Annotated in this window: 9 protein-coding genes; all 9 read right to left on the bottom strand. The window is 49.5% G+C overall.

The genetic code is table 11. From position 1 onward, the window contains the following. Window positions 1-16: 16 nt before the first annotated feature. A complete protein-coding gene (uraD, locus tag ACESLK_RS26900) occupies window positions 17-517 on the bottom strand; it encodes a 2-oxo-4-hydroxy-4-carboxy-5-ureidoimidazoline decarboxylase (protein ID WP_373232880.1) in 501 nt (166 codons plus the stop codon). After that, on the bottom strand, window positions 514-999 hold the full coding sequence (locus tag ACESLK_RS26905) for a nucleoside deaminase (RefSeq protein ID WP_373232881.1): 486 nt from the start codon (window positions 997-999) through the stop codon (window positions 514-516). The genes uraD and ACESLK_RS26905 overlap by 4 nt, the downstream gene beginning before the upstream one ends. Beyond that, window positions 986-1,504, bottom strand: coding sequence for a (2Fe-2S)-binding protein (locus tag ACESLK_RS26910; protein WP_373232882.1), 519 nt, complete (start codon window positions 1,502-1,504; stop codon window positions 986-988). The genes ACESLK_RS26905 and ACESLK_RS26910 overlap by 14 nt, the downstream gene beginning before the upstream one ends. After that, on the bottom strand, window positions 1,504-3,825 hold the full coding sequence (pucD, locus tag ACESLK_RS26915; RefSeq protein ID WP_373232883.1) for a xanthine dehydrogenase subunit D: 2,322 nt from the start codon (window positions 3,823-3,825) through the stop codon (window positions 1,504-1,506). Before pucD ends, ACESLK_RS26910 begins: the two co-directional genes overlap by 1 nt. Further along, on the bottom strand, window positions 3,789-4,688 hold the full coding sequence (locus ACESLK_RS26920) for an FAD binding domain-containing protein (protein WP_373232884.1): 900 nt from the start codon (window positions 4,686-4,688) through the stop codon (window positions 3,789-3,791). Before ACESLK_RS26920 ends, pucD begins: the two co-directional genes overlap by 37 nt. A gap of 34 nt (window positions 4,689-4,722) precedes the next feature. After that, the gene (locus ACESLK_RS26925; RefSeq protein WP_373232885.1) at window positions 4,723-5,652 is read right to left on the bottom strand and encodes an ABC transporter permease; all 930 of its coding nucleotides are present in this window, start codon (window positions 5,650-5,652) and stop codon (window positions 4,723-4,725) included. A gap of 16 nt (window positions 5,653-5,668) precedes the next feature. Further along, window positions 5,669-6,781 carry an ABC transporter permease gene (locus tag ACESLK_RS26930; RefSeq protein ID WP_373232886.1) on the bottom strand — a complete coding sequence of 371 codons (1,113 nt, stop codon included), beginning with the start codon at window positions 6,779-6,781 and terminating at the stop codon, window positions 5,669-5,671. Continuing rightward, window positions 6,778-8,313, bottom strand: coding sequence for an ABC transporter ATP-binding protein (locus tag ACESLK_RS26935; protein WP_373232887.1), 1,536 nt, complete (start codon window positions 8,311-8,313; stop codon window positions 6,778-6,780). Before ACESLK_RS26935 ends, ACESLK_RS26930 begins: the two co-directional genes overlap by 4 nt. Window positions 8,314-8,410: 97 nt before the next feature. Then, entirely contained in the window at window positions 8,411-9,580 is a 1,170-nt protein-coding gene (locus tag ACESLK_RS26940; RefSeq protein WP_373232888.1) for a BMP family ABC transporter substrate-binding protein, read from the bottom strand. Window positions 9,581-10,249 lie beyond the last annotated feature (669 nt).

Below are 10,249 nucleotides of genomic sequence, written 5' to 3' on the forward strand. Positions count from 1 at the left end.
TAAGTCCTCCTCCAGATTAATCTTCAATGATATCGGTAAGCCTCATCCCGGCAATACGCCGGATTTGCTCCAAAGCTTCCTGACGTTCCGCTGTCTTCGTATTTCCGCTTCTCGCCGTCATGGCTTCTAATACATCTGCTTTCGTTTTACCGCGTACCGCTAGAATGAATGGGAATCCAAATCTATCAACATAAGTTTGATTCAATACAGAGAAGGTCTCATACTCCTCTGGTGTCAGACTATCCAGCCCGACACTCCGCTGCTCCTCCGCAGAATAATGGCCAAGCTTGATCCGGGTACCTAAATCCGGGTGTGCATGCAGAAGGCCGACGATATGATCCTCGGATGCATCCAGGACGACACTCATCATCTCATTAAGAAGAGTTTCAACCGACTGAAACGGTTTATGCTCCCAAACTTGCTCGGCTACCCAAGGTGAATGCTCGAATATAGTTCCAAGTTCACCCGTAAAGGAAGCCCTGTCCATTTCATTTAATCTGCTTAGCGTTATTCTCATATCCAATACCCCTCATGTACCGACACCACTTCCTGCTCCAGCTCTTGGAATGGTCCGATGACGATTACCTTCTTCCTTCCTGCTGCAAAAACCGACCTGCATGGTAAATCCAACGTAAGATTCTGCTCATCGTCTCCCGTTAATTCAGCCAGTCTCTTCTCGGAGATACCGTATACTACACGTCCTACATTTCCCCAATAGATGGAGCCTGAACACATCGCACAGGGCTCGGCCGTTGTGTAGAGAGTACAGGTATTAAGCTTTTCCTTGGAAAATTGCTTAGATGCAGCTGCCATTAAAGTCGTTTCCGCATGTCCCGTACAGTTCGATTCCGTAATCTCGATATTGCCCTGTTCCAACAAAATCGTCCCTGATTCGGCCACCAGAATACTGCCAAACGGAGTATTGCCGGCTTCCCTCGCAAGTCTTGAGACCTCCACGCAACGACGTAAATAATAGAGATGCCGCTCATGCTCTGCCATTCGCATCCCTCCCCATCTCTATTGCTCGCATCACGGCACGCAGGATTCCGCCGTAGCCCGTACATCTGCAGAGGTTGCCTGACAAGGCTTCCTCCACTTGTTCACTCGTAGGTTCTGGAAATTCATCAAGCAACGCTGTAACGGAGAGAATCATGCCCGGCGTACAGTAACCGCATTGGTATCCTCCTTCCTCTAGGAAAGCTTGCTGCACTGGATGCATAACTGCCGTCGTTTCCGCCAGCCCTTCAATCGTGGTGACTTCTTTCCCTTCCACTTGATACATCATCGTCAGACAGGAATTCACCGGCTTGCCGTCCATCAGTACGATACATGCGCCGCATCGCCCGATTTCGCAAGAACGTTTCGTGCCTGTGAGCAGCAGATCGTTGCGCAGGACAGACAGCAACCGTTTCGATGCGGGAGCACGTAAGCTCTGACTTGAGCCATTTAAGCTAAACGATATCTGTTGATCGTAGGTTGAAGTCGCTAACCCTTTGTCTATCATCAGGAAAACACCGCCTTTCCGATAAAAGCAGGCTTCTCTAGAAGCAGCTGCGGATCGATCGGCAGCTGCTTCACCCGTTTGCCGACAGCCGCATAGACGGCTTCAGCGATGGCTGGCGCAAGACCGACCGAACCGATTTCACCGACTCCTCGCGGACCATAATTGTCGCCCTCCGGCAGTTCTTCGATTGGGAGCACCTGTACGTTGCCTCTTAGCTCAACGATCGTCGGGATCAGATACGTATCCATGTTTTTCGTTACATATTGTCCCTTATCCATCAACGCTTCTTCCGTTAACGCATAACCTAATGCCATGCTGCTGCCGCCTTCGATTTGACCAAGAAAGCCCTGCGGGTTCATGACCGGTCCTGCCGCCACCGTGTGGAATTGATCGGTCAGGCGAACTCTCCCTGTTAATGTATTAACCTCGACTTTGACGGCTACGGCTGAATACGTATAAATGAAGTGCGCGCCCACCCGGTTTGTCGGAGAGGCAGGAAATTGAAAGCTCGTTTCGCATTTAATCGGTTCTTCGGCAGCCGATGCAAGACTTGCATAAGTAATGAGCCGTCTTTCACCATTCCGACTATAGATGCCGCCGTATCCCAGCAGCAGTTCAGCCGGCGATCTTCTCAGAAACTGCCCTGCTGCTTCCAGCATTTTGGTCATAAACGGCAAGCGCATGTTTTGCAGCGATTTCCACATCATGCTTGTTGCCCGCGACGCTGTACTTGAACCGCTGTCGGGGACAATGTCCGTATCGCCAATGATGATTCGCAAATCATCCGCAGCAAAACCGAATTGTTCTATTAACATCAATTCAAGCGTAGCGATCAAGCCTTGGCCGAATTCCTCATAGCCGAATATAGCTTCGATTTTGCCGTCAGGCGCTAGCTTGAGTCGGCCTCCCGCCGTGTCCGGGATGCCGACGCCAAGTCCGGCGCCATGCATAATTAATGCGGCACCGATGCCGGCCTTCACCCATGGCATCTGCGAAATCGAGTTGGATCGGCTTTGCTTTTCCAGCCATAGGGGACTTGAAGCGAGTGCTTCCCACACCTGCTTAGCTCCGTCTGTTCTTGCAATCTTCTGTCCTACGGGACCAAGATCACCTGGATTTCGCATGTTCTTCCTGCGGAATTGCCATGGATCTATACCCAATTTCTCTGCCAAACGATCCATCTGTCCCTCCAATGCAAAGAGAGCTTGATTCCCGCCAAAGCCGCGAAACTCACCGGACATCCCGTTGTTCGTATAAGCCGATACGCTTTCCACATCAATATTGTCATATCGATAAGGGCCAATGACATGCTCCGTGGTGAAATTCAGAACCTCCGCGCCCAATGTCGCATATGCACCAGTGTCCGCGGTTATCCTCGCCTGATGAGCCACGATCCGACCTTCTGCATTCACTCCTGTGCGCATCCAGAGCGTCATAGGATGACGCTTCAGACCCACTCGCACCGATTCCTTTCGTGAGTTGTGGATTTTCACCGGCCGACCCGTCGCAAGAGCAAGAAGCGCGCCATAGGGCTGTACATTCAACTCATCCTTTCCTCCGAAGGAACCTCCGATAGGACTTGAGACAACGCGAATTTGCTCCTGCGGGCAATTGAGGATACGTGAAAGCTGCAGCCGATCCATAAAACCATGCTGTGTGGGTGAATACACGGTAAGTCGACCTTCCGCAGAGGTGACGAATAGACCGCCTTCTGTTTCCATATAGGTATGCATTTGCCTCGGTGTCACGTATGTCTCTTCAACGATATGCAAGCACTCTGCGAAACCTGTCTCTGCGTCGCCCTTTTTAAATTCCGCGCGATGCAGTTCATTCCCCTCCGGATGTAAGTAAGGGGCACTTGCCGCAAGTGCCTTCTCCGGACTGTCTAACACCGGCTGAATCTCGTAATCGACCTCAATAAGCGTCAGCGCAAGTTCTGCAAGCTCCAAGGTCTCTGCTGCTACGGCGGCAACGGCATCGCCAATATACCGAACCCTATCGAAGCAGAAAACGGGTTGATCCTGCCGCGCAATTCCGAAGGCGTTTAATCCCGGTACGTCTTCATGGGTTAGGACTGCATGAACGCCGGTCAATTCCTTCGCGGCTTCCGTGCGGATGGCCTTGATCAGGGCATGTGGATGAGGGCTGCGAAGAACGAGGCCGATCAGCATACCGGGAGCCGTCATATCCGTTAGATAAGCAAGCTTTCCGGTGACTTTGTCTGGACCATCCGCCCGTACGCGCCATCTTTCTCCACTGGAACGTTTATCTAGAAGCATGCCGATCACTCCTTTCCTTCCCATTCGGCTGCGAGCTTCCATAGCTCTGTTACAATCAGATTAGCTGCGATCTGCTTTCGATAAGCGACTCCCGCAAATAAGTCTCCAATTGGTTCAAACTCTTTGATTATGGATTCATATAATTTTGTCAGCAGTTCCTGATCGGCAATATTCCCCTCCAATAAATCCTCTGAATGGCTCAGGCGGTGAGGCGGCGTTTGACCCCCTCCCGCTGCAATACGGACATCCGATAACATGCCATGTTCGTCGATGCTGCCGGATAAGGCGACTGTAACGACAGAAGGCGTGAAAACCTCCCGCCGGCCGACTTTATGGTAAGCGCTGAAGCGCTTAGTATTCGTATTCTGGGATTCTAAGGGCAAACGAATATGCAAAAGCAACCGGCTAGGATCACTCTGATAAACCTCAGGCTGAAGCATCCAGCTCTTGAGTTCAATCGTTTCCGTTTCTAAGCCATCCTGCCAGATCAATTCAGCCCCATAAACGAGCAGAGCGGGTATCGCGTCTCCTACTACAGAGACGATATTTCCCCCGATGGACGCTTGGTTGCGAATAGAAGGTGCAGCGATCTGACGAACGGCATCTGCAAGCAGGGGAAAAAAAGTCGCAATATTGGAATCGTACCGGATGGTTGATAGAAGTGTTTGCGCCCCAATGATCATCTCTTCCTTTTGAACAGTTACGCCAGACGTTCCCGATATGCCGCTCAAATCGATCAAATGCAGAGGCATTGCAGCAATCCCTGCTTCCCACTGAGTGCGAAGCAGCGTCCCCCCAGAGATGTAAACACTGTTTTGTCCCAATGATTGCTTCAATTTCAAAGCTTCTGCAGCATCAAGAGGATGCCAGACGACGGGGCATTGAAGAGCTTCTCCGGTGTGCATGTCTTCATCCTCCCTCCGAGTTATGACTTGCCAGTTAGAAACGTTGCTCGCGGATATAAGGGACGCCGAGTGCTTCCGGTGCGCCGGAAGGCTTGTTGCGGTTACGCCAGCCGAGTAACATGAGGACGAGAATCGTAACGACATAAGGAATCATTTTCAGGAAATAAGGTGGAATTTCGCTCCCTATCAATTGAATACGGAAACCCAGCGTATCAAGCACACCGAAGAAATAAGCGCAGAACAAGGCGCGAACAGGGTTCCATCTGGCAAAAATAATTAAAGCGACGGCGATCCATCCTCGCCCTGCCGTCATCCCTTCTATCCATGTGGGAGAGAAGACAAGCAGCAAATTCGCGCCTGCTAAACCAATCAACATAGAGCCGATAATGATATAGCCATAACGAAAGGCTTGAACGCGGATCCCCATTACGTCAGCTGTAGCCGGATTGTCTCCGATAGCGCGCAGGTGCAAGCCCCAAGATGTCCGATGAATGAATAGATGCATGGCGATAACAAGCAGGAAGCTGATCCAAGTCAGCAGATCAAGACGTCCGAACACCTCGCCGATTACGGGGATGGGCTCTAACCATGTGAAATGTAATTTCGGTACAGAACCGGGAACGGGAATCCCGCTAACCTTCTTACCCAGGTACGCGCTTAGTCCTGCTCCGAACAATGTTAAGGCTAATCCGCTGACAATTTGATTTGTTCGAAGCGTCACCGTTAGGAAGGCGTGAACTAGTCCCAATATCGTGCTGACGGCAAAAACTGCAAGTAAGGTCAGAATAAGGCTGCCTGTATTCAAATAGGTTAAGCAAGCAATGACTGCACCCATCAGCATGAGACCCTCAACCCCAAGCTGAATAATGCCGCTTCGCTCAATCAGAATTCCGCCGAGCGTTGCGAACAGCAAAGGAGTTCCGGAAGAGATGGCTGCTATCAGTAGCTGTACGAATATATCCATTTCCTGCCCGCTCCTCTCAACTGTTCTTCCGCAATCGGATTTTACTTGCCGTACCTCCTGCGATCAAGAAGAACAGGATCGCTCCCTGGAGCATGGAAGAGGTGGACGATGGCAGTCCGATGGTCTGCACACTATAACCTCCAACAATTAGTCCGCCGAATAGAAATGATGAAATAATAAGACCGATGGGGTTAAGTCTTGCCAGCCAAGCCACAATAATCGCCGTATATCCATAACCGGGCGAGATGCCATACATTAACCTATGCGCGACACCTGATACCTCGCTCATTCCCGCAAGCCCGGCTAAGCCTCCGCTGATAACCATGACGATTAGAATGTGGCTCGAGATACGGATACCTGCATTTTTGGCCGCTTCCGGATTCGCGCCGATCAAACGCAGCTCGTAGCCCCATTTCGTATAACGGATCATCAAGGCATACAAGGCAATGGCAATCAATCCAAAGACTAGGCCAAGATGAAGACGGGTATCTCCGAGTACAGGGAGCGATTGCGCTTCCGTAAACATCGGGCTTCCGGGAAAATTTAGGCCTTTAGGATCCTTCCATGGTCCGAACACAACATAGTCGAGAGCAAGCAGCGCAACATAATTTAACATCAGTGATGTGATCAGCTCGTTCACCTGGAAATAGGTTCTCGGAATGGCTGTTAGCAGCCCCCAAATTCCTCCGGCCGCAATGCTGAATACAATCATGGTTGGTATGGATAAGTAAGCGGGCAAGCCCGGAAAATAAATCGTAACCGCCGTAGCCGCCATCGCACCGGCGACGAACTGTCCCTCCGCTCCGATATTCCAAACGGATATCCGATACGCGATAGATACGCCAAGCCCGCACAATAAAAGCGGTATTGACTTCACAAGCGTCTCCGACAGGCCGTATTCAGAGCCGAATGCTCCCTTCATCATTTTCATATAAACCGTTACCGGGTTCATACCGTTCGCGGCGATGAATATCCCGCAAAACAGAAGCGCTAACAGGATGGATACGATCGTCATCCACCAAGGGCTTCCCTGTCTAGTAGCATCGAATTCAAATCGGTAAGGAAACCGCTTTGTTCCGGCTGTCAGATGTCCGTCATTCGTTATAGCTCCAGCCGGTTGTTTACTCATACCGCTTCCTCCTCCGCATCGTTCAAGCCCGCCATAAACATGCCGATTCGCTCACGGTTGGCTTCATCTCTAGTCACTTCCAAGACAATAGAACCGTTATAAATGACTAGAATACGATTAGAAAGCTGCATGATTTCATCCAAGTCCTCAGAAATAAGCAATACGCTTCGTCCAATATCCCGTAGTTCCGTTAATAGCTTGTGTACGCCTTCCGTTGCACCCACATCAAGTCCCTGCGTAGGATGCACGGCCACCATAAGCTTCGGATTCTGCTGAATTTCTCTTGCGAATAGGAGCTTCTGCTGATTGCCTCCGGACAATTGCTGGACAGGCGTATCCAAATTCGGTGTTCTGACATCGAATTGCTGCACGAGCTTTTGGGACCACTCCCTATTGCTCGCCGTTCTCAGAAAACCGAATTTGGACCTCTCTCCGCTTCTGTATGACTTAAACAACAGATTATCAACGATACCTAGACTTCCGGCAAGCCCGCTTTTCATCCGATTTTCCGGAACGTGTGATATTCCTGCTTCAATGGCAGCTCTTACCGATGCGGTCTTGATATCCTTTCCGTCAAAGTGGATGCTCCCGCGTTTCCACGCCATCAGCCCAGTCAGCACCTCTGCCAGTTCCTTCTGCCCGTTACCGGCAACACCGGCAACACCTACAATTTCTCCTTCATAGACCTGTAGACTGAGATTTTTGAGTGCCTTTCTGCCTTGCTCCGCAACAACGTCCAGATGTTGAACCGACAACACCATCTTCCCCTTCGTTCCGCTCTTGAATGAGAGGTTTGAAACAATGTCCTTGCCCACCATCAGCCGCGCAAGCTCACGTTCATTGGTATCCTCTCTATCCATTGTTCCGATCATCTTGCCTTTGCGCATGACGGAAATACGGTCCGATACGGACATGACTTCTTTAAGCTTATGTGTGGTCAGGATGACCGTCTTTCCTTCCGCTTTCATGGCACCCAGCGTCCCGAACAATTGATCGACTTCCCCTGGCGTCAGAACCGAGGTTGGCTCATCAAGTATGATTAGATCCGCACCGCGATATAACGTCTTTACAATTTCAACCCTTTGCTGTTCCCCAACGGACAACTCCCAGATGGGCCGATCGACGGGAAAAGAGAGACCGAAACGTTGGGATATCGCTTCGATTTCCTTTTGTTTAGCTTTCATCCATTTGGGGCCCCGCCAGAAGGCGGATTTTTCACCAAGCACGATGTTTTCCGCTGCCGTTAACGTTTGGACGAGGCGGAAGTTTTGGAAAACCATTCCGACGCCTAGCTTCATAGCGTCTTTGGGTGACCTGATCCGTGCCCTTTGGCCATGGATTAGAATTTCTCCGCTTGTCGGCCTGTAAACCCCGGACAGCATACACATCATCGTACTTTTACCAGCGCCGTTCTCGCCGAGCAAGGCATGAATTTCTCCCGATTTTGCTTGAAAATCAACATAGTCATTGGCGGTAACGGATCCGAATTGTTTAACGATTTGGCTCATTTCAATCGAATAGCGCTCACTCATCACCCATACCTCCATTTCCCACCACTATCGACATAGGCCGATAGGTCAACGAATCCCTTTCAAAGAATTCGTTGACCTGGCTTACGTGACTAATCGTTTATTGCGGGATCTTTCCGTCAACACCTTCAACGAACCAGTTCATAACCAGAATTTCATCAATGGTCAGCGACTTTCCTTCCTCGAGCTTTACTGCGCCCGATTGATCTATAATCGGACCTTTGAACACCTCGAAATTACCTGCGATAATATCCTGTTTCTTCTCTTCAACCATTGCTTTAACGTCATCTGGAATGCTAACGCCAAGAGGAGCCAAGCCAACCATTTCGTCAGCCATAGAACCTAGATACTGCTCGCTTTTCCACGTGCCGTCCTGAACCGCTTTGACAACCTTGACGTAATAAGGTCCCCAGTTCCATGTCGGATTCGTCAGGTAAGCTTCAGGTGCGAATCGGCTCATGTCCGAATCATTCCCGCCGGCCATCGCTCCGCGTTCCGCAGCGGCTTGAATGGCAGCAGGCGAATCTTGGTAAGCGAGGAGTACATCAGCGCCTTTGTCGAGGAGACTAACCGCAGCTTGACGTTCAACCGTAGGATCGAACCAAGTGTTGGACCAGACCACGCTGACCTTCGCATCTGGATTAACGCTTTGAATTCCTAGTGTAAAGGCGTTGATGTTATAAATGACTTCTGGAATCGGGAAAGCGCCGATATAACCAATTAGGTTTTTCTTCGTCATTTTACCTGCAGCAATACCGCTCAGATAACTCGCTTCAAAGTTTTTACCGAAATAGGTGCTCATGTTGTCGTTCACTTTGTAACCGGCACAGTGAATGAATACAACATCCGGATATTTTTTGGCGACATTTAAGGTGTAATCCATATATCCGAAGCTTGTTGTAAAGATAATGTCATGATTTTGCGCCAGCTCAGTGATCACTCTCTCTGCATCGGCGCTTTCAGGCACATTTTCTACAGTGTCAGCTTTAACGCCAAGCTCTTCTTCTAAGTAAATACGTCCTTTGTCATGCTCGAACGTCCATCCGCCATCACCAGGAGGTCCAATATAGACGAAAGCGACGCGCGGCATTTCTTTGACCGCAACAGCTTCTGCTGTATTCGTTGTTGCCGGTGTCGTCGTGGAAGATCCGGAGGCATCCGCGCCTTTGTTTGTCGTATTCGAGTTATTGCTGCCGCAACCCGAAAGTACGAACACCAATGATAGTAATATGATGAATCCCATTTGCGTTCTTTTACTATTAAATTTCATACCGTTCCACCCCGACTCCCTATTTTTCATCTATGGTCGTGACCAATGACGTACCTCAACTATACTTTTTGTGTTAGTTATGAGTCAATTAATATAACATTAAATTGGGTTAAAAAATAAATTGATGCGGTTTTCTTTGTGCGCTATGCACTTTTTCGTGTCTATATGTTATATATTATTACATATATGTAGTGAAAATGAATATATCGAGTTGCTAATTCGGTCTTTTTCTATTGTAGAAAGGGAAATTTAACGGAATAGAAGGAGGTGTTGTGCGGAACTGGACTTCGCCTAAGGCTGCGATTCCAATCTAATCTGTGTGCCGCTATTGGCGAGGGGTTTGAAGTGTAGTTTCACTTTCTGTAACTGCAGCACCTTCCGGTGCTTGATTCGGTACTGTAGTTTCACTTTCTGTAACTGCAGCACCTTCCGGTGCTTGATTCGGTACTGTAGTTTCACTTTCCGCAACTGTAGCACCTTTCGGCGCTCGATTTGGTACTGTAGTTTCACTTTCTACAACTGCAGCACCTTTCGGCGTCCGATTTGGAGTTCTGTCAAGAAAGTAGACACAAACTTATGCGGCCTGCTGCTGCTCGTAGTACCTCTTTTCGCATAAATGCGGGGTTAAGTAACCAATGGAAGAATGAATGCGGATTCGATTGTATTCGA

Source organism: Cohnella sp., from assembly GCF_041640265.1.
Classification (GTDB): Bacteria; Bacillota; Bacilli; order Paenibacillales; family Paenibacillaceae; genus Cohnella.

Bases quoted from the DNA above. Each gene is read 5' to 3' on its own strand.
- uraD (WP_373232880.1), bottom strand. From the start codon at position 517: ATGAGAATAACGCTAAGCAGATTAAATGAAATGGACAGGGCTTCCTTT.
- ACESLK_RS26935 (WP_373232887.1), bottom strand. From the start codon at position 8,313: ATGAGTGAGCGCTATTCGATTGAAATGAGCCAAATCGTTAAACAATTC.
- ACESLK_RS26925 (WP_373232885.1), bottom strand. From the start codon at position 5,652: ATGGATATATTCGTACAGCTACTGATAGCAGCCATCTCTTCCGGAACT.
- ACESLK_RS26930 (WP_373232886.1), bottom strand. From the start codon at position 6,781: ATGAGTAAACAACCGGCTGGAGCTATAACGAATGACGGACATCTGACA.
- pucD (WP_373232883.1), bottom strand. From the start codon at position 3,825: ATGGAAGCTCGCAGCCGAATGGGAAGGAAAGGAGTGATCGGCATGCTT.
- ACESLK_RS26920 (WP_373232884.1), bottom strand. From the start codon at position 4,688: ATGCACACCGGAGAAGCTCTTCAATGCCCCGTCGTCTGGCATCCTCTT.
- ACESLK_RS26905 (WP_373232881.1), bottom strand. From the start codon at position 999: ATGGCAGAGCATGAGCGGCATCTCTATTATTTACGTCGTTGCGTGGAG.
- ACESLK_RS26940 (WP_373232888.1), bottom strand. From the start codon at position 9,580: ATGAAATTTAATAGTAAAAGAACGCAAATGGGATTCATCATATTACTA.
- ACESLK_RS26910 (WP_373232882.1), bottom strand. From the start codon at position 1,504: ATGATAGACAAAGGGTTAGCGACTTCAACCTACGATCAACAGATATCG.